Annotated in this window: 17 protein-coding genes and 3 tRNA genes; 12 read left to right on the top strand and 8 right to left on the bottom strand. The window is 68.9% G+C overall.

The features are described from left to right. Positions 1–17 precede the first annotated feature (17 nt). The 4 genes from ILP86_RS19215 to ILP86_RS19200 all read right to left on the bottom strand — a co-directional run bounded on the left by ILP86_RS19215 (position 18) and on the right by ILP86_RS19200 (position 1,385). Positions 18–953, bottom strand: a complete 936-nt coding sequence (locus ILP86_RS19215; RefSeq protein ID WP_193762701.1) for an aminoglycoside phosphotransferase family protein — start codon at positions 951–953, stop codon at positions 18–20. 116 nt (positions 954–1,069) lie between these two features. Then, a tRNA-Phe gene (locus tag ILP86_RS19210) sits at positions 1,070–1,142 on the bottom strand. A gap of 69 nt (positions 1,143–1,211) precedes the next feature. Beyond that, a tRNA-Asp gene (locus ILP86_RS19205) sits at positions 1,212–1,285 on the bottom strand. A 27-nt stretch (positions 1,286–1,312) separates the two neighbouring features. After that, positions 1,313–1,385: transfer RNA gene (locus ILP86_RS19200), tRNA-Glu, on the bottom strand. A 209-nt stretch (positions 1,386–1,594) separates the two neighbouring features. On the opposite strand from ILP86_RS19200, the gene ILP86_RS19195 reads away from it, so the two are divergent. After that, entirely contained in the window at positions 1,595–2,974 is a 1,380-nt protein-coding gene (locus ILP86_RS19195; protein ID WP_193762700.1) for a M23 family metallopeptidase, read from the top strand. A gap of 72 nt (positions 2,975–3,046) precedes the next feature. Here the strand turns inward: ILP86_RS19195 and ILP86_RS19190 are convergent, their stop codons facing one another. Next, entirely contained in the window at positions 3,047–3,538 is a 492-nt protein-coding gene (locus ILP86_RS19190) for an inorganic diphosphatase (protein ID WP_017204665.1), read from the bottom strand. A gap of 83 nt (positions 3,539–3,621) precedes the next feature. Continuing rightward, positions 3,622–4,287, bottom strand: coding sequence for a TMEM175 family protein (locus tag ILP86_RS19185; protein WP_141370518.1), 666 nt, complete (start codon positions 4,285–4,287; stop codon positions 3,622–3,624). 83 nt (positions 4,288–4,370) lie between these two features. Here ILP86_RS19185 and tilS point away from each other — a divergent pair, with 83 nt between their 5' ends. After that, a complete protein-coding gene (tilS, locus tag ILP86_RS19180) occupies positions 4,371–5,363 on the top strand; it encodes a tRNA lysidine(34) synthetase TilS (RefSeq protein ID WP_127011761.1) in 993 nt (330 codons plus the stop codon). A 41-nt stretch (positions 5,364–5,404) separates the two neighbouring features. Here tilS and ILP86_RS19175 read toward each other — a convergent pair whose 3' ends face one another. Continuing rightward, on the bottom strand, positions 5,405–6,001 hold the full coding sequence (locus tag ILP86_RS19175) for a DUF937 domain-containing protein (protein ID WP_061015361.1): 597 nt from the start codon (positions 5,999–6,001) through the stop codon (positions 5,405–5,407). 131 nt (positions 6,002–6,132) lie between these two features. On the opposite strand from ILP86_RS19175, the gene hpt reads away from it, so the two are divergent. The 10 genes from hpt (at position 6,133) to ILP86_RS19125 (ending at position 14,911) form a co-directional block, all read left to right on the top strand. Further along, the gene (hpt, locus tag ILP86_RS19170; protein ID WP_046746747.1) at positions 6,133–6,684 is read left to right on the top strand and encodes a hypoxanthine phosphoribosyltransferase; all 552 of its coding nucleotides are present in this window, start codon (positions 6,133–6,135) and stop codon (positions 6,682–6,684) included. Between the two features lie 112 nt (positions 6,685–6,796). After that, entirely contained in the window at positions 6,797–8,797 is a 2,001-nt protein-coding gene (gene ftsH, locus ILP86_RS19165) for an ATP-dependent zinc metalloprotease FtsH (RefSeq protein ID WP_141370512.1), read from the top strand. A 1-nt stretch (position 8,798) separates the two neighbouring features. Continuing rightward, positions 8,799–9,404 (top strand): GTP cyclohydrolase I, encoded by a 606-nt coding sequence (folE, locus tag ILP86_RS19160; RefSeq protein WP_058631537.1) that lies wholly within the window; start codon positions 8,799–8,801, stop codon positions 9,402–9,404. Then, positions 9,401–10,210 carry a dihydropteroate synthase gene (folP, locus tag ILP86_RS19155; RefSeq protein WP_061015363.1) on the top strand — a complete coding sequence of 270 codons (810 nt, stop codon included), beginning with the start codon at positions 9,401–9,403 and terminating at the stop codon, positions 10,208–10,210. The genes folE and folP overlap by 4 nt, the downstream gene beginning before the upstream one ends. Positions 10,211–10,244: 34 nt before the next feature. Further along, positions 10,245–10,640 carry a dihydroneopterin aldolase gene (gene folB / locus ILP86_RS19150; protein WP_058631535.1) on the top strand — a complete coding sequence of 132 codons (396 nt, stop codon included), beginning with the start codon at positions 10,245–10,247 and terminating at the stop codon, positions 10,638–10,640. After that, entirely contained in the window at positions 10,637–11,176 is a 540-nt protein-coding gene (gene folK / locus ILP86_RS19145) for a 2-amino-4-hydroxy-6-hydroxymethyldihydropteridine diphosphokinase (RefSeq protein ID WP_046746742.1), read from the top strand. Before folB ends, folK begins: the two co-directional genes overlap by 4 nt. Beyond that, positions 11,173–11,655 (top strand): DUF3180 domain-containing protein, encoded by a 483-nt coding sequence (locus ILP86_RS19140; protein ID WP_046746741.1) that lies wholly within the window; start codon positions 11,173–11,175, stop codon positions 11,653–11,655. Before folK ends, ILP86_RS19140 begins: the two co-directional genes overlap by 4 nt. Beyond that, on the top strand, positions 11,606–12,187 hold the full coding sequence (locus ILP86_RS19135) for a PH domain-containing protein (protein WP_046746740.1): 582 nt from the start codon (positions 11,606–11,608) through the stop codon (positions 12,185–12,187). The genes ILP86_RS19140 and ILP86_RS19135 overlap by 50 nt, the downstream gene beginning before the upstream one ends. Further along, positions 12,184–14,229 carry a PH domain-containing protein gene (locus tag ILP86_RS19130; protein WP_193762699.1) on the top strand — a complete coding sequence of 682 codons (2,046 nt, stop codon included), beginning with the start codon at positions 12,184–12,186 and terminating at the stop codon, positions 14,227–14,229. Before ILP86_RS19135 ends, ILP86_RS19130 begins: the two co-directional genes overlap by 4 nt. Further along, positions 14,219–14,911, top strand: coding sequence for a DUF2520 domain-containing protein (locus tag ILP86_RS19125; protein WP_046746738.1), 693 nt, complete (start codon positions 14,219–14,221; stop codon positions 14,909–14,911). The genes ILP86_RS19130 and ILP86_RS19125 overlap by 11 nt, the downstream gene beginning before the upstream one ends. 45 nt (positions 14,912–14,956) lie before the next feature. On the opposite strand, the gene ILP86_RS19120 is transcribed toward ILP86_RS19125, so the two are convergent. After that, the gene (locus ILP86_RS19120; protein WP_193762698.1) at positions 14,957–16,834 is read right to left on the bottom strand and encodes a DUF2207 domain-containing protein; all 1,878 of its coding nucleotides are present in this window, start codon (positions 16,832–16,834) and stop codon (positions 14,957–14,959) included. Positions 16,835–16,878: the final 44 nt, after the last annotated feature.

Below are 16,878 nucleotides of genomic sequence, written 5' to 3'. Positions count from 1 at the left end.
AACCCGTTTCGGTGCGTTCACCGCATCTCGGAGCTGTGGGCGGCGAGGAGAGCATCGTCGACCAGCTTCGCTGCCGCGCTGATGGCGGGCTGACCGTCTTCGATGTCCCACAGGGTGTTCTGCAGCAGGCGGGCACGGGTCCAGGCGGCAGCGCGGTGGCGGTCGAGGTCGAGCATCTCGGTGAGGATGTCGAAGCGTCGCCGTACGAGCTGGGGTGCATCGGTGCGGGCGGGATCGTCGCTCCACCCGCTGTCGAGCGCGGGCCAGAGGTCGAATCCGGGATCGCCGACGAGCGGCTCCGGGTCGATCGCCAGCCAGGGTTCGCGGTCGGCTGCGAGCACGTTGCCGTAGTGCAGGTCCCAGTGCAGGAGACGGTCGCCGGTGTTATCGGCGACCGCCGACACCGTGTCGACCCATCGGTCCAGCCGGGACCGGTCATCGTCATCGAGCACGTGCGCTGCCGCGGCAGCATCGGCGATCATCTCGGCGGTGACCGTCGTGAGCTGGGGGAGCCAGTCCGGGGCGGCCACAGCGTGCAGGCGTGCGAGGAGGCCACCGACCACGCGGACGGCAGCATCGTCGTCTTCGACGGTCTCCAGAGGGCGGTCCCCATGGAGGCGTTCGAGCAGCATCCCTCCGCGGTCGGCATCACTGTCCAGCAGGCGGACGATGCCGGCTCCCTGCCAACGGGTGAGGCCGATGATCGCAGCCGTGGTCTCGGCGCAAGGGACCTGCAGCTTCAACGCCGCGGGCGTTCCATCGGCACGGCGCACCGGAACGAGGACCCCGGCCTCTCCCGATCGGACCGTGCCTTCAGGGCGGAGCTCCCACCGCTGCAGCAGGTCCAGCGCGACGGCTGACACCTGGGCCGACCATTCGCGCGTCGTGTCGTCCCGGGACCGGAAGCCTCGGAGGACTTCGACCGGGATGACGGACGACTGCTCTTGACGCATACGGACCAGTTGATCACAGGGCGTCGGTGGAAAGGCCTCGCCCGCGGGTAAAGCAAAACCCCCGCCATGTAGAAGCTAGGCGAGGGTTTCTGGAGTGATTGTAACGATCACTCGTGTGGCTCCGACCGGCATCGATCCGGTGACCTTTCGATTTTCAGTCGAACGCTCTACCAACTGAGCTACAGAGCCGCGCGACCGGCGAACCTGTCGCGTCCTAGACGAAGAGCCCTCTCCGAAGAAAGAGCTCATCGCACGGAGCGACCCTGACGGGACTTGAACCCGCGACCTCCGCCGTGACAGGGCGGCACGCTAACCAACTGCGCTACAGGGCCATACTTGTTTAATTATATCGGAAGGTGTGACCCCAACGGGATTCGAACCCGTGCTACCGCCGTGAAAGGGCGGCGTCCTAGGCCGCTAAACGATGGGGCCGAGTCAGTCCCGGGGGACTTCCTTGCCGACGCTCAAGCATAAGGGATGTTTCAGGCAAATCGCGAATCGAGGGCGCGGCGCCGCAACCCGGGCGTGTTTCCGGGGCACGATCGAGGGGTCGGTGGAAGGCGGAGGAGCGGCCGTGCCCCTGGTGCGGATGTGAAAGTTGTTGTTACTGTGGCAACTGTGAAACCGGCGGAAGGGGCCGTGTGAACGACAAGATCACGCTGGATGCTGCGGTCGCAGCAGCGTCCGAGGACTGCGGCTGCGCGCCCACTCCCACAGAACGCCGCGCCTTCGGTGCGACAGGCATCAGTCGTCGAGGAGCCCTCGGCATCGGCGCGCTCGGCGTCGTGGCGCTCAGCGCCTTCGGCATCACCAACGGTGTAAGCGCCGCGTATGCCGCCACGTACCCGAGCTGGGATGACGTGCAGCGAGCGAAGAACAACGAGGCGGCCAAGGCCACCGAGGTCTCGCGTATCGAAGGGCTGATCCAGTCCCTCACGCAGAAGGTCGCCGAGACGCAGGCCGCGGCGAAGGTCGCATCCCAGGAGTTCTACGACGCGCAGCAGGCGTACTTCGCTGCAGCGACCGAAGCCGACACCCTGCAGGCGAAGGCCGATGAGCAGGCTGCGGTCGCCGACAGTTCTGCTCGCAAGGCGGGACAGGTGGCTGCGCAGCTCTACCGCAACGGAGGCGACGACACCTCCATGGAGCTGTTCTTCGCCGGGTCGGCGAACAACGCCGATGAGCTGCTCGCGCGCCTCGGCACGATGGACAAGCTGCTCGAGTACAACCAGTCGGTCTACGACAAGGCTGTCGCCGCTCGCAACTCCGCGCAGTCGCTCAGCGACCAGGCCGTCGTCGCCCGCAACGAGCGCGACCGGCTGCAGAAGGTCGCCGAAGAGAAGATGGTCGTCGCGCAGCAGGCGGCGGAAGCCGCTCAGGCCGCCCTGGACGAGCAGTCCGCGAACCTCGCCACCATGCAGGCTCAGCTCGCGGCCCTCAAGGACGTGACCACTCAGACCGTGGCCGGCTACCAGGCCGGTGTCGAAGCCGAGGCGAAGGCCCGTCGCGAACGCGAAGCCGCCGAGCGTGCTGCCGCAGCGGCGGCCGCCGCTGCCGGTGGTGGCGGTGGTGGCGGCGGAGGCGGTGGCGGAAGCCAGGGCTCCGGCGGCTGGTGCCGTCCGCACGGCGGCGGGAAGAGCTCGGGCTACGGCCCTCGCTCCGTGCAGTGCGGCTCCCAGGGCTGCTCCTCGTCCTTCCACTACGGAACCGACTTCGCCAACGGCTGTGGCTCTCCGATCTACGCCGCGAACTCCGGGACCGTCGACTATGCGGGCCCCAACTCCGGTTACGGCAACTACATCCGCATCCAGCACGGCGGCGGCATCGGCACGGGCTACGCCCACATCCGCGACGGCGGCATCCTCGTCCGTTCGGGTCAGCGCGTGAACTCCGGCCAGGTCATCGCATATGCGGGCAACACCGGCCGCTCGTTCGGCTGCCACCTCCACTTCGAGGTCTACGTCGGCGGTCGCCCCGTGAATCCCGTCGCGTTCCTCGGCGATCGCGGAGTGTCGGCCTGAGCCGCTCCTTCCTGACATGAAGAAGACCCCCGGCCGCTGAGCGGAACCGGGGGTCTTCTGCGTGCGTGAAGGTCAGTGGCCCTGCTCGCCGAAACGGACGATCGCCTCGTCCAGGATGCGCTGCGCCTCGGCGGCGTTCCCCCACTCGTCGACCTTGACCCACTTGTTGGGCTCGAGGTCCTTGTAGTGCTCGAAGAAGTGCGCGATCTCCTTCTTCGTGTACTCGGCGATGTCGTCGATGTCCTGGATGTGGGCCCAGCGCGGGTCCTTGGAGAGCACGGCGACGAGCTTGTCGTCTCCGCCGGCCTCGTCGCTCATCTTGAGCACGGCGACGGGGCGGACCTCCACGACGACGCCCGGGTAGATGGCGTGGTCGAGCAGCACGAGCACGTCGAGCGGGTCGCCGTCCTCGCCGAGCGTGTTGTCGAAGTAGCCGTAGTCGGCCGGGTAGCCGAAGGTCGTGTAGAGCACGCGGTCGAGGTGCACTCGCCCGGTCTCGTGGTCGACCTCGTACTTCACGCGGCTGCCGCGCGGGATCTCGATGACGGCGTCGTGTGCGCCCATGCGTGTGCTCCTCAGGAAAAGTTCGGTTGGATGCCGCCGACTAGCCTACCTGCGGCGCTCGCACCCCCGTGGGCAGTGAATGCTCAGGATCCGGCGTCGGTCTCCGGCCGAGGCTCTTCGGTTCCGCGCCTGCGCAGCAGCCGATTCAACAGCCGGCTCGTCGGGTCGCTGAGCAGCAGCAGGAAGAGCCCGGCGTACCCGTTCGGCGCAGCGAGGACGGCGATGGCGAGGGCTGCGGCGAACAGGATGATCGCCGCGAGGTCTCCGATCGCCCCCAGCCGGATCGTCTCGGTCGACGCCGTGGTGAGTTCGCGGTGACGCGCGAGATAGAGCCAGCCGGCGAGAGTCGTCACCTGCGTCATGATCAGCGTGCCGATGTAGACCACCGCCTGGAGGGCGTCGGTGTCCATCTGCCCGATCATCGCCGTGGGAACGGGCAGCCAGACGATCGTCGCCATCCACGCGACGTTGATCCACAGGAGGGGGACGGTGATCCACTCCACGTCGCGGTACTGGCGATGGTGGCCCATCCAGAACGTCGCGATGAGGAGGAAGCTCAACCCGAAGCTGAGCAGCTGACCCGCGTGCTCGTTCAGGAATTCGGCGGTGGTCAGCTGACCGGAAGCCGCTTCGGAGACGGACTCCATCAGCGGGAGGATGAGCAGTGTCATGGCGATCGCGACGACGGCATCGACGAAGGCCTTGAACCTCTCGGTGCGGAACGGTCGTGTGCTCGTCTCATCGGTCACGGCGTCAGGATAGCCCCGCCCGCGGCCGTCGCCGGCGATCGGGACAGGGCGCGCCGTTCCCTGCGGTGCCCTAGCGTGGAGGCGTGCCGTCACTCGCTCCCGCCATCGCCGAGATCCGCCTCGCCGTGCGCACCGCGCTCGCCGACCTTCCCGAGGGAGCGACCGTCATCGTCGCCCTGTCCGGGGGTGCGGATTCGCTCGCGCTCGCCGCGGCCGTCGCGTTCGAAGCGCCCAAGCTCGGACTTCGTGTCGCGTCCCTGACCGTCGATCACGGCCTGCAGCACGACTCGGCAGAGGTCGCATCCGTGGCGGCTCGTGCAGCCGCCGACCTCGGCCTCGACCCGTTGATCGTGCGCGTGGACGTCGCAGGGGAGGGCGGTCCTGAGGCCGCCGCCCGAGAGGCGCGATACCGGGTGCTGCGAGACGCGGCTGCCGACGTCGGAGCCGCCGCCGTGCTTCTCGGGCACACGCTCGACGACCAGGCGGAGACCGTTCTGCTCGGCCTGGCTCGTGGCTCCGGGGCCGCCAGCCTGCAGGGGATGGCTCCGGTCCGTGAGGATGAGGACGGTGTGCGATGGGTGCGTCCGCTCCTGGGCGTGCGCCGCGAGACGACGCGCGCTTTCTGCGTCGCCTCCGACCTCACGCCGTGGGACGATCCGCACAACCGCGACGACCGCTACGCCAGGGTCCGAGTGCGCGAGCGCGTGCTCCCGGTTCTCGAAGACGAGCTCGGTCCCGGCATCGCCGAGGCCCTCGCCCGCACGGCGGAGCAGCTCCGGGAGGACGCCGAGGCGTTCGACGAGATGATCCACGAGACGATCGAGGACATCGTCGAGCACGCGGAAGCCGGGATCTCCGTCAGCGTGGCGGCGCTCGCCGCGAATCCCGCCGCACTGCGCAACCGGATCATCCGGCTCGTCGTCGACAGCGAGTTCGGGGTGAGCCTGACCAGGTCGCAGACGATCGAGGTCGCGCGGCTGGTCACCGACTGGAATGGGCAGGGGCCGATCGACCTGCCGGAGTGCTCGGCCATGCGCCACGGGGGGCGCATCGTCTTCGCCGCATCCGGTCGCTGAGCGGGGACCACCGCTGCGCGACCGGATGCGTGCATGTGGTCTTACTTCTTGCCGCCGAACAGGCCGCCGAGAATCCCGCCGAGGTCGATGCCGCCGCCGGAACCGCTGCTGTTGCCGCCGCCGAGGAGTCCGCCGATGACATCGCCGATGCCGCCGGACGAGCCGCCGCTGTTGCCGCCGCCCAGCAATCCGCCGATCACATCGCCGATACCGCCGGAGCCCTCCGCGCCCGCGTCGGCCTTCGCCGACTTGTCCTTGGTCGCGTTCGCGATCAGGCCCATCACGATCGGGGCGAGGATCGGAAGGAGCTTGCCGAAGTCGATGCCGGGGGTCGCCTTCGACTCCGTGAGCTCCTTCGTCACCTCTTTCTCCTTCGAACCGAGGATGTGGGAGACGATCTTGCCGCCGTCGGCCTGATCGATGTCGTCGACTTTCGACGCGCCGGAAGCGCCCTCATGCTTCTTCAGCGCGTTCCGGATCGCCGCGGAGCCCTCATCCGTCTCGGCGTTCTTGGCGAGGCCGCCGAGCAGCACCGCGCCGCCCTGCTCGACCGCGACCTTGGCTTCGTCCCGCGAGACGCCCAGCTTCTCGGCGATGTCGTCGATCGGCACCTGGTTGAGGATGTCGTCAAGAGCCATGGTGAATCCTTCCTCGGGGCGTCCGCCCGCATCACCGCTCACAGTAGTGCGGATGCCCGACGAGGGGCAGATGCCGTCCCGATGAACGGACCTGGGACCGAGCATCCGATCGCGTCGCCTAAAATCGATCCATGCGCGCCGCGGAGATCCAGGACGACCTTGCACAGATCCTCGTCACCGAGGAGGAGATCCACGCCAAGCTCGACGAGCTCGCAGCGCAGGTCGCCGAGGACTACGCGGGCAAGGACCTTCTCCTCGTCGGCGTGCTGAAGGGCGCGGTCATGGTGATGGCCGACTTCGCGCGGGCGCTGCCGTTCCACGCTCCGATGGACTGGATGGCCGTGTCGAGCTACGGTGCCAGCACGAAGTCGAGCGGCGTGGTGCAGATCCGGAAAGACCTCGACACGGACCTCAACGGCAAGCACGTGCTCATCGTCGAGGACATCATCGATTCCGGCCTCACGCTGAGCTGGCTGCTGGAGAACTTCGGATCGCGCGGCGCGGAGTCGATCGAGGTGCTGGCGCTCCTGCGCAAGCCCGAGGCGGCGAAGGTCGAGATCGACTGCAAGTACGTCGGCTTCGACATCCCGGTGGAGTTCGTCGTCGGTTACGGCCTCGACTACGCAGAGCGCTACCGCAACCTGCGCGACGTCGCCGTGCTCGCCCCGCACGTCTATTCCTGAGGTCGCAGACCCGGCCGCGGTGACGCGGCGACTCCGACCTCGCCGTCGAACGCTACGCCGTGGGTGAACGCACAGCGACCCCCTAGGGCGCGCGCGATACGCTGATCCGATCATGGATGTGAAGAAGCTCACCCGGAATCCGCTGATCTACGTCGCGCTGATCGGCGTGCTCCTGTTCGGCGGTTTCCTGCTGATCTCGAATCTGGGTGCGCCCAAGCAGATCACGACGCAGGAGGGGCTGAAGCTCCTCTCCGGCACCACGGTCACCGAGGTCGTGAACACCGATGGCGATCAGCGCGTCGACATGACGCTCTCCAAGCCGTTCCAGGGCTCCGAGAACGTCCAGTTCTACTACGTCGATGCGCGCGCCGACGAGGTCGTCAAGGCCGTCAACGATGCAGCGCCGAAGGACGGCTTCAACGACGCCGTCCCGCGTGCGACCTGGTTCGACGGCTTCCTCTCCCTTCTTCTTCCCCTCGTGCTGCTCGGTCTGCTGTTCTGGTGGCTCCTGTCCTCCATGCAGGGCGGCGGCGGCAAGGTCATGCAGTTCGGCAAGTCCAAGGCCAAGCTGGTCAGCAAGGAGACCCCGACCGTCACCTTCGCCGATGTGGCCGGTGCCGACGAGGCCATCGAGGAGCTCCACGAGATCAAGGAGTTCCTGCAGGACCCCGCGAAGTTCCAGGCGATCGGCGCCCGCATCCCGAAGGGCGTGCTGCTGTACGGCCCTCCCGGAACCGGAAAGACCCTCCTCGCCCGCGCCGTCGCCGGTGAGGCCGGCGCCCCGTTCTACTCGATCTCCGGTTCCGACTTCGTCGAGATGTTCGTCGGCGTCGGTGCCTCTCGCGTGCGCGACCTCTTCAGCCAGGCCAAGGAGAACGCTCCGGCCATCATCTTCATCGACGAGATCGACGCCGTCGGTCGTCACCGCGGCGCCGGCATGGGCGGCGGAAACGACGAGCGCGAGCAGACGCTGAACCAGATGCTCGTCGAGATGGACGGCTTCGACCCGAACGCGAACGTCATCGTGATCGCGGCCACCAACCGTCCGGACATCCTCGACCCCGCACTGCTGCGCCCCGGCCGCTTCGACCGTCAGATCGGCGTCGACGCCCCCGACCTCAAGGGTCGCCAGAAGATCCTCGAGGTGCACAGCAAGGGCAAGCCGCTGTCGAAGAACGTCGATCTCGAGGTCGTCGCCCGCAAGACCCCCGGCTTCACCGGTGCCGACCTGGCGAACGTGCTGAACGAGGCCGCGTTGCTCACAGCCCGTTCGAACGCGCAGCTCATCGACAACCGCGCCCTCGACGAGGCCATCGACCGTGTGATCGCCGGCCCGCAGCGCCGCACCCGCGTGATGAAGGACAAGGAGAAGCTCATCACGGCGTACCACGAAGGCGGACACGCGCTCGCGGCGGCGGCGATGAACTACACCGACCCGGTGACCAAGATCACGATCCTGCCTCGTGGCAAGGCGCTCGGCTACACGATGGTGCTGCCGCTCGACGACAAGTACTCGGTCACCCGCAACGAACTGCAGGACCAGCTCACCTACGCCATGGGCGGCCGCGTCGCGGAGGAGATCGTCTTCCACGACCCCACCACCGGTGCCTCGAACGACATCGAGAAGGCGACCTCGATCGCTCGCAAGATGGTCATCGAGTACGGCATGACGACGCAGGTCGGTCCGGTCAAGCTCGGCACCGAGGGCGGCGACATGTTCGTCGCACGCGACATGGGCCGTGGCCGCGAATACTCCGAGAAGGTCGCCGAGCGCGTCGACGCCGAGGTGCGCGCGCTCATCGAGCAGGCGCACAACGAGGCCTACGAGGTCATCAGCGAGAACCGCGACATCCTCGACAAGCTCGCCCTGGCCCTGCTCGAGGAGGAGACCCTCGACCACAACCAGATCGCGGAGATCTTCACCGAGATCAAGAAGCTGCCGGAGCGCCCGCTGTGGCTCTCGAGCGAAGGGCGTCCGGTCTCGGAACGTCCTCCGATCGAGGTGCCGAAGAAGGACGTCTCGCTGGCGGCATCCGTCGAGGCTCCGGCCGGCGTGCCGCGCACGCAGCAGGGCTCGGCGGGAGCAGGGAACCCGCGGCCTGCGACGGCGTGACGTGACGGTCGACAGAGAGCGCGTCGAGCGGCTCACGCGAGAGCTTCTCGCGGCGATCGGCGAAGACCCGGACCGACCGGGATTGAAGCAGACCCCGACGCGCATGGCCGAGCTGTACACGGAGTTCTTCTCCGGAGTGGGCGAAGACCCGGCTGAACCGCTCGCGCGCACCATCAGTGTCTCCCGAGGCCCCGCGCCCGACACGCTGCCCTCCGGCGCCGTGCTGCTGCGCGACATCCGCTTCCGCTCCGTCTGCGAGCACCACCTGCTGCCCTTCGCCGGGCACGCGCACATCGCCTATCTCCCCGGCGAACAGGTCGTCGGGTTGGGAGCGCTCGTGCGGGTCGTCGAGATCCTCGCCGCGCGTCCGCAGGTGCAGGAACGCCTGGGCGAGCAGATCGCCGACACGATCGCGGAGCACCTCGACACCCGCGGTGTGCTGGTCGTGCTCGATGCGGCGCACGGCTGCGTCACCATGCGCGGCGGACGCCAGACCGAGGCCTCGACACTCACCATCGCCGCGCGCGGTGAGTACAACGATCCCGTCTCCCGGGCCGAGCTGATCACTCTGATCGGCGCGGGCGGCTTCGGAGCAGCGCACGGATGACGGGCATCTGGGGCATCGTCAACGTCACTCCGGACTCGTTCAGCGACGGGGGTCGCTACCTCGACGTCGACCGCGCGGTGGCCCACGGGCTGCGGCTCCGCGCCGAGGGAGCAGCTGTGCTCGATGTGGGTGGTGAATCGACCAGGCCCGGCGCCGACCGGGTCGGCACCGACGTCGAGCAGCAGCGAGTGATCCCGGTGATCGAACAGCTCGCTGCCGCTGGCGTGCCGGTCAGCGTCGATACGCTCAGCGCCGCCACAGCAGCCGCCGCCGTGCGGGCGGGGGCCAGGATCGTCAACGACGTCTCCGGGGGGCTCGCCGATCCGGAGATGCGCGCTGCCGTCGCGGAATCCGGCGCCGACTTCGCGATCGGGCACTGGCGCGGGTTCTCTTCGGACATGTATGCCAATGCCGAGTACCACCGCGTCGCGCGCGAGGTCGCCGGCGAGCTGCAGGAGCGCATCGGTGAGGCGGCCTCATCGGGGATCGCGCCGTCTCGCCTCATCATCGATCCCGGCATCGGGTTCGCGAAGTCGGGAGCGCAGAACTGGGACATGCTGCGCGGGCTCGACGAGATCGTCGCACTGGGCCCTCGGGTGCTGATCGGCACGTCGCGCAAACGGTTCCTCGCAGAAGTACTCCGTCAGGAGACAGGTCCTGACGAGGAGGTCTCCGAATCCCGTCGCGACCTCGCCACCGCCGTCACCAGTGCGCTCGCGGTCAGAGCCGGAGTGTGGGCCGTGCGTGTGCACGACGTGGCATCCACGCGCGACGCCCTGGCGATCGCGCACGCCTGGGAAGGCTGAGGGCGTCTCGGGGCGATCCCCGTACGCTAGACGTATGGAGCCCCTCGACGAGATCGTCCTCACCGGTCTGACGGTGTTCGGTCGTCACGGCGTCTTCGAGCACGAGCGTCAGGACGGCCAGGAGTTCACGATCGACCTGCGACTGCGGCTCTCCCTCGCGCGTGCCGCTGCCTCCGACGATGTCGTGGACACGGTGCACTACGGCGAGCTGGCCGAGAAGGTCGCCGCGGTCGTGTCGGGGGAGCCCGTGAACCTGATCGAGACGCTCGCCGAACGCATCGCCGCGGTCGGTCTCGACGACCCACGGGTGCAGGACATCACCGTGACGGTGCACAAGCCCCACGCCCCGATTCCCCTCGACTTCGCCGATGTGGCGGTCACCCTGCATCGCCGCCGAACCCCTGATGCGCCGGAGGACACCACCGCATGAGCCGCAACCTCGCGAACCCACCCGCAATGCCGGCGCCTCGCCCCGGGCGGCCGGAGGTGACGGCCGTCGTCGCCCTCGGCGCGAACCTCGGCGATCGCCATGACACGATCACCGCTGCCGCCGAGCGGATCGCACGACTGCCGCTGGTCAGCGAGGTGCGGTTGTCGAAGCTGTTCGAGACGGTCGCCCTCCGGCCCGACGGTCCCGATCCCGACGCCCCCGGCTACGTCAACGCGGTGGCACTGGTCACCACGCGTCTGGCCCCCGAGATCCTGCTCGGAATGCTGCACGCCATCGAGGATGAGAACGGTCGGGAGCGCCGTGAGCGCTGGGGCGACCGCACCCTCGACCTCGACCTCATCGCGTACGGCGACGTCATCTCCGAGGAACCGCATCTGCAGCTGCCGCACCCGCGTGCCGCCGAACGCCTCTTCGTGCTCGACCCCTGGCTCGACGTCGATCAGGACGCGGTGCTGCTCGGTCGGGGGAGGGTCGCCGACCTCGCGGCCGCCCTTCGTGCCGGAGGCGAGGGATGAGACGCACCTCCGCCGGCGTGCTCGTCCTCCTCGCACTGCTGGGCGGCGGCGTCGGCTTCCTGCTCGACCATCTGCTGACGGCCTCGGGGCGCGCGACTTTCACGCCGTCGCTCCTGCTGCCGGTACTCCTGCTGCTGATCGCCGCGGCATCTCTCGGCGTCGCCTGGCCGGTGCGACGCAGTGTGCGTTCGGGCATCCGCATCGACCCGTTCCGTGCGCTGAGAGCGGCGACGCTCGCCCGTGCATCCAGCCTTCTCGGCGCGATCATGGCGGGGTTCGGAGCGGGGCTGCTGGTCTTCCTCCTGTCGCGCCCCGTCGTTCCGCCGGTAGGGTCGACTGTGGCCATGCTGGCCCTGATCGGAAGTGCGATCGTCCTCGTGATCGCCGCTCTCGTCGCCGAACAGTTCTGCACCCTGCCGAAGGATCCTGATGACTCAGAACCCAGAGACCGCGCCCCTGAACCCGGCGGAGGGCACTGACCTCGACGCCCTCGACCGTGGCACGTACACGCAGCTGCGCACGGCGCGCAACGAGGCCCGCCTGGAGCTCGACGGCACCTGGCACCAGATCTCGCCGCGCTACGTCGTCTCGCAGATCGTCCAGAACGTGATCTTCCTCGTGATCGTCGCCGCCGCCGCGATCGTGCTGAACATCGTGCTGGAACAGGACTGGGTGTGGATCCCGGCCGGTGTGATCCTGCTGATCACGGTGGTCACCCTGATCATCCTCCCGCGTCAGGCGAGGGCGATCGGCTACATGCTGCGCGCCGACGACATCGTCTTCCGCAAGGGGATCCTCTGGCAGCGCATGATCGCCGTGCCCTACGGCCGCATGCAGCTTGTCGACATCACGCAGGGGCCGCTCGACCGTGCCTTCGGGATCGCCCAGCTCAAGATGGTCACGGCTGCGGCGACGACCGGTGTGCAGATCCCCGGTCTCACGCAGGAAGCGGCCGAGGCACTGCGCGACACGCTCATCCATGTGGCCGAGACCCGACGGACCGGCCTGTGAGCGAGCAGCAGCCTCCGCTCGCGACGCACAGCCCGCAGGCATCGGCGGGGGAGGCCCCGACGACCCTCGCGAACGGCGAGTGGCACCGGATGCACCCGCTCACGCCGCTCTTCAAGGGCGGCCTGGCGCTCATCATCATCGGCGGCATCGTCATCGCGAACATGCGCGACCGCCTGATCTCCTGGGCCGTCGCGCTCTTCGCGCCGGAAGAGGCGCATTACGGCGACTACGCCGGCGCCGATCCCGTCGACTGGGTTCTCTCGAACAACCTGATCCTGGTCGCGTTGCTGAGCGTGCTGGGCCTCGTGATCGTGCTGATCCTGATCTTCTGGTTCATCTGGCGCTTCCAGCAGTTCCGCATCACCGGTGACCACGTCGAGGTCCGCAAGGGCATCATCTTCCGTTCGCACCGACGCGCGCCGCTCGACCGCGTGCAGGGCGTCAACCTGACGCGTCCGTTCCCCGCGCGCATCATCGGCCTCGCGAAGCTCGAGGTCGTCGGTGCCGGCAATGACGCGAACGTCGAGCTGGAGTATCTGGCTACTCCGCGTGCCGAATCCGTGCGCGCCGACATCCTCCGTCTGGCGTCCGGTGCGCGCGCGGCGCGCGACGCCGCGCTCAACCCGGCAGCAGCCGCAGCGGCGGCGGCCGCACCGGCATCCGCGCGAGCGCAGCTCGTCGGATCGATGAACGCGGGAGTCAACGGTCTGATCGCCGGAGTCGATCTCGCCGACGTGGTCCCCGAGAGCGTCGTGAAGATCCCGACCGGTCGGCTGGTCGGATCGCAGCTCATCTCCGGACTGCTGTGGTTCGTCTTCTTCGGTGCGATCTTCGCGATTGCGATCGGCAGCGCCCTGATCGGGATGCTGGCCGACGGCAACTCGGACGGGGGGTTCATCCTCCTCGGGCTGGGACTCGGCATGGGCGTTCCCATGATCGTCGCCGTGGTCGGTATCACCTGGGCGCAGATCTCCAAATCGCTGCGCTACTCGATCGCGCCGACACCGGACGGCGTGCGGATCACGTACGGTCTCCTCACGACCGTCACCGAGACGCTCCCGCCCGGTCGCATCTTCGCCGTGGAGGTGTCGCAGTCGCTGCTGTGGCGTCCCTTCGGCTGGTGGACGATCAAGATCAACCGGATGAGCGGCAAGAGCGCGGCGCAGCAGTCATCGGGCAGCGGCCAGCAGTTCAACGTGGTGCTGCCGGTCGGCAAGCGTGCCGATGTCGAGCGGGTGCTCGCGCTCGTCCTTCCCGACGTGCCCGCCGAGAGCATCCCCGCGCTGTGGGAGCAGGGCATCGTCGGCCCTGAGGGTGACGACACCTATCGGACCATGCCCCGCCGAGCGCGGTGGCGACGTCCGTTCTCCTGGAAGCGTCACGGGTACCTGGTCGCCGACTTCGGGCTGCTGCTCCGCCGCGGGAACGTGTGGCGCAAGCTCGCCGTGTTCCCGCTCGCACGGCTGCAGGGCGTCTCGCTGAGCCAGGGGCCGATCGACCGCGCGCAGCGTGTGTCCGGTGCGCAGGTGCACACCGTTCCCGGTCCCATCACCGGCTACCTGTCCGGTCTCGAGCGTGCCGATGCGCTGGCGCTGATCGACGAGGTCACGGCCGCAGCGGCGGAGGCCGCGTCCCGCGACACCACTCACCGGTGGAGCGAGCATGCGGCGCCGCAGCCGGTCGCCGCACCTCCCGCACCTCCTGCGTACACGGGACCGCCGCCCGTCGCCGCACCTCCGGCGTACACGGGGGCGGCGCCGGTCTTCCCGGCTCCGGAGCACACGGCTCCGCCCGCGCCTCCGGTCGTGCCGCCCACACCTCCGGCAGCTCCGCCCGCACCTCCGGTAGCGCCGCTCGCGCCTCCAGTCGTGCCACAGGCGACAGCGCCGGTCGCTCCGCCCCTGCCTCCGGCGGTTCCGTCTTCGCCCTCGGTGAACGCCACGACCCCGACCCCGGTTCCTCCGGCCGTGCCTCCCGCCGCGCCCGAGGCTCCCTCCGAACCCCCGCTGCGACGGCGGAGACGGAGCGACGATGGCACGTGACGGGCGCCTCGGTGTCGGCATCATCGGTGCCGGCCGTGTGGGCCCGGTCGTGGGCGCAGCCCTCGGTGGTGCAGGCCACGCCGTGATCGGCATCACGGGCGGCTCCGACGACGAGCGAGCCTCCGCCGTGCTCCCGGATGTGCCGGTGCTCGAAGCGCTGGAGGTCGTGCGTCGAGCCGAGCTCGTGATCATCGCGGTCCCCTCGGAGCAACTGCCCTCTCTGGTCGCCGGCATCGCGGAGGTGGGCGGCTGGCAGATCGGTCAGCTCGTGCTGCACACCGACCCCGCCTACGGCATCGAGGTGCTGCGTCCTGCGGCCGAGCGCGGCGCGATCCCTCTCGCCGTGCATCCGGCGATCACCTTCACGGGGACGTCGATCGACCTCCGCCAGCTCCAGGCCGGGTTCGCCGCGGTGACAGCGCCGGCCGCCGTGCTGCCGATCGCCCAGGCGCTCGCCGTGGAGATGGGATGCGAGCCCGTGGTGATCGCGGAAGCGGATCGTCCCGCCTATGCGGATGCCATCGCGACGGCCACGGAGTTCTCGCGGTCGATCATCGGTCAGTCGACCGAGCGACTGCGGCAGATCGGTGTGGAGAACCCCGGAGGCTATCTCTCGGCGCTCGTGCAGTCGACCGTCGAGAGAGCATTGCGCGAAGCCTCCGACGTTCCGCCGTTGATCTGAGCGGTTCCCGCCGCGTCTCAGCGCAGGGTGCGGGAAGCCGCCGTGTCATCGTCCGCCCGAGAAGCCCCCGCCGCCCCCGCCACCGGAGAATCCGCCGCCGAAGGACCCGCCCGCGCTGGACGAGGACCCCGTCGACGGCGCCGAGTAGGTCGCCGCCGAGTGCGACGAGGCCACGAATGAGGCGAGCTGCGCGCGCAGCACGAACGAGGTCGGGTCGCCGATCCAGGTGGCGCCGTGCTGTGCACGCGTGTACGCCTTCTCGAGCACCTCGCCCCATTCGTCCTCCATGCCGAAGAGGATGGCGTAGGGGAGGAGGCGCTCGTAGATGTGGATGACGTCGGCGGTGCCGTCTGCTCGACGTTCGGCCCCGCTGTAGGACTGCAGCATGCGCAGGCGGTCGGCGTCCGCGACGCGGATGAACTCCTCGACGCCGCGCAGGTACTCGTAGGTGCGGGCGCCTTCGGCCGTGAGCACCGTGTGCTTCGAGAAGCCGTAGATGCTGGAGAGCAGCACCAGGAAAGCGCCGAAGGAGATCACCACGAGCGCCGGGATCGCGGAGAGCCGCCCGCTGGCCGCGCTCCAGATCCCGAACGCCAGACCGATGACCGCGATGCCGATCGCACACCACTGCAGGATCACGGCCGCCCGACTGCGCGCCTTCTCGGTGAGCCCGCGGTTCTGCGCCTCGATCGTCCCGCGTTGCTCCAGGGCGGTCATCCGCGCGGCGAACGTCTCATCGGCGGTGGGTAGGTCGACCACACCCTCGCCGTCCGCGTCGGTGAAGAGGGCATCCAGGGCCTCGACGTCGAGCTGGTCGGGAAGTCGCGTTCCGGGGAGCCGACGCAACCGGGGCTCCTCCTCCTCCGCCCCCTCCTCGATGCGCAGCTTGCCGCGGACGGCCAGGTGCACGATCTCCGAGGGGATCACGTCCTTGGCACCGGGCACCACGGCGGCGGCCAGCAGGGGAGGCAGCGAATCCGGCACGTCGTACTGGGCGACCACGATTCCGGTCGCCCTTCGGCGTCTCCGGGTGAAGGCCGAGACGGCCACCCAGCTGCCGACCGAGAGCCCGAGCGCGCCGACGGCGGCGACGATCGGGGTGACGTCCGCCACGGGGTCGGGGGTACGGGCGAGAGGCTGGGTGACCGTACCGGCGTCGAAGCCGATGGCGAGGGTCACCCCGTCGCCGGCAGGACGGGCTCCCGATTCGACGCGGAACGTCACATCGCGCCCGTCCGCGATCGGACCGTCCAGCTCGCACTCGTCCTTCGATCCGGAGGGACCGGTGTAGCAGCGCGTGGCCCCGTTGAGCGCAGCGCTCAAGGAGGAGTCGAGCGTGACGTCAGCACGGAAGCGATCGATGGACTGCGTGCTGTCGAGCGGCAGCAGGTCCCAGTAGAACTCGTCCGCGGGAGGAGCCGACGACCCCGCAGAGGGCTTCGTCGCCAGGATCACATCGCGCATCTCGTACTCGATCACGTACGTGGTGAGACCCCGGACGAAGTCGTCGTCGTTGCCCGTGAGCACGTAGAGGAGACCGTCCTCCTCGTCCGTCTCGTAGGGCACCTCCGCGCCGTTCCCGTCGGTCACGGACAGTACCGTCGTCTCCGTGCTGGCCCCTTCGTACGAGGTCGCGAGCCCCCGGACGATGCCGTGATTCTGGTCGGCGTCGGGGAAACTCGCCACGAGCGTCTCCGTCACACGCATCCGCGCGCGGCCGTCGTCATCGAGCCCGACCTCGTACGCCGCGTCCCAGGAACTGTAGGAGAAGTCGTCGACATCGGTCGTGGCGGCGCGGATCGGACCGGCTGCGGCGTGAGCGGCGTGCTCGGCTGACGTCGCGAACGCCGCAGCCGGGGTGAAGGCCGCCACGAGGGCGAGGGGGAGTGCAGCGAACGCGCGGAGGATCCGTGTGTGGGCCATTCTCCGAGGCTACCCAGCACGCGACCGATGGCGTCACGCCGCCT

The sequence above is a fragment of the Microbacterium sp. R1 genome (genome assembly GCF_015159725.1).
Lineage (GTDB): Bacteria > Actinomycetota > Actinomycetes > Actinomycetales > Microbacteriaceae > Microbacterium > Microbacterium oxydans.
Note: the sequence above shows the minus strand (reverse complement) of the source record. Positions and strands in the feature narration are given on the sequence as shown.

Excerpts from the sequence above, each read along its gene's own strand:
- ILP86_RS19190 (WP_017204665.1), bottom strand. The coding sequence starts at position 3,538 with ATGGGCGCACACGACGCCGTCATCGAGATCCCGCGCGGCAGCCGCGTG.
- ILP86_RS19175 (WP_061015361.1), bottom strand. The coding sequence starts at position 6,001 with ATGGCTCTTGACGACATCCTCAACCAGGTGCCGATCGACGACATCGCC.
- ILP86_RS19135 (WP_046746740.1), top strand. The coding sequence starts at position 11,606 with ATGACTCAGAACCCAGAGACCGCGCCCCTGAACCCGGCGGAGGGCACT.
- hpt (WP_046746747.1), top strand. The coding sequence starts at position 6,133 with ATGCGCGCCGCGGAGATCCAGGACGACCTTGCACAGATCCTCGTCACC.
- ILP86_RS19215 (WP_193762701.1), bottom strand. The coding sequence starts at position 953 with ATGCGTCAAGAGCAGTCGTCCGTCATCCCGGTCGAAGTCCTCCGAGGC.
- ILP86_RS19140 (WP_046746741.1), top strand. The coding sequence starts at position 11,173 with ATGAGACGCACCTCCGCCGGCGTGCTCGTCCTCCTCGCACTGCTGGGC.
- folB (WP_058631535.1), top strand. The coding sequence starts at position 10,245 with ATGGAGCCCCTCGACGAGATCGTCCTCACCGGTCTGACGGTGTTCGGT.
- folK (WP_046746742.1), top strand. The coding sequence starts at position 10,637 with ATGAGCCGCAACCTCGCGAACCCACCCGCAATGCCGGCGCCTCGCCCC.
- ftsH (WP_141370512.1), top strand. The coding sequence starts at position 6,797 with ATGGATGTGAAGAAGCTCACCCGGAATCCGCTGATCTACGTCGCGCTG.
- ILP86_RS19120 (WP_193762698.1), bottom strand. The coding sequence starts at position 16,834 with ATGGCCCACACACGGATCCTCCGCGCGTTCGCTGCACTCCCCCTCGCC.
- folP (WP_061015363.1), top strand. The coding sequence starts at position 9,401 with ATGACGGGCATCTGGGGCATCGTCAACGTCACTCCGGACTCGTTCAGC.
- ILP86_RS19125 (WP_046746738.1), top strand. The coding sequence starts at position 14,219 with ATGGCACGTGACGGGCGCCTCGGTGTCGGCATCATCGGTGCCGGCCGT.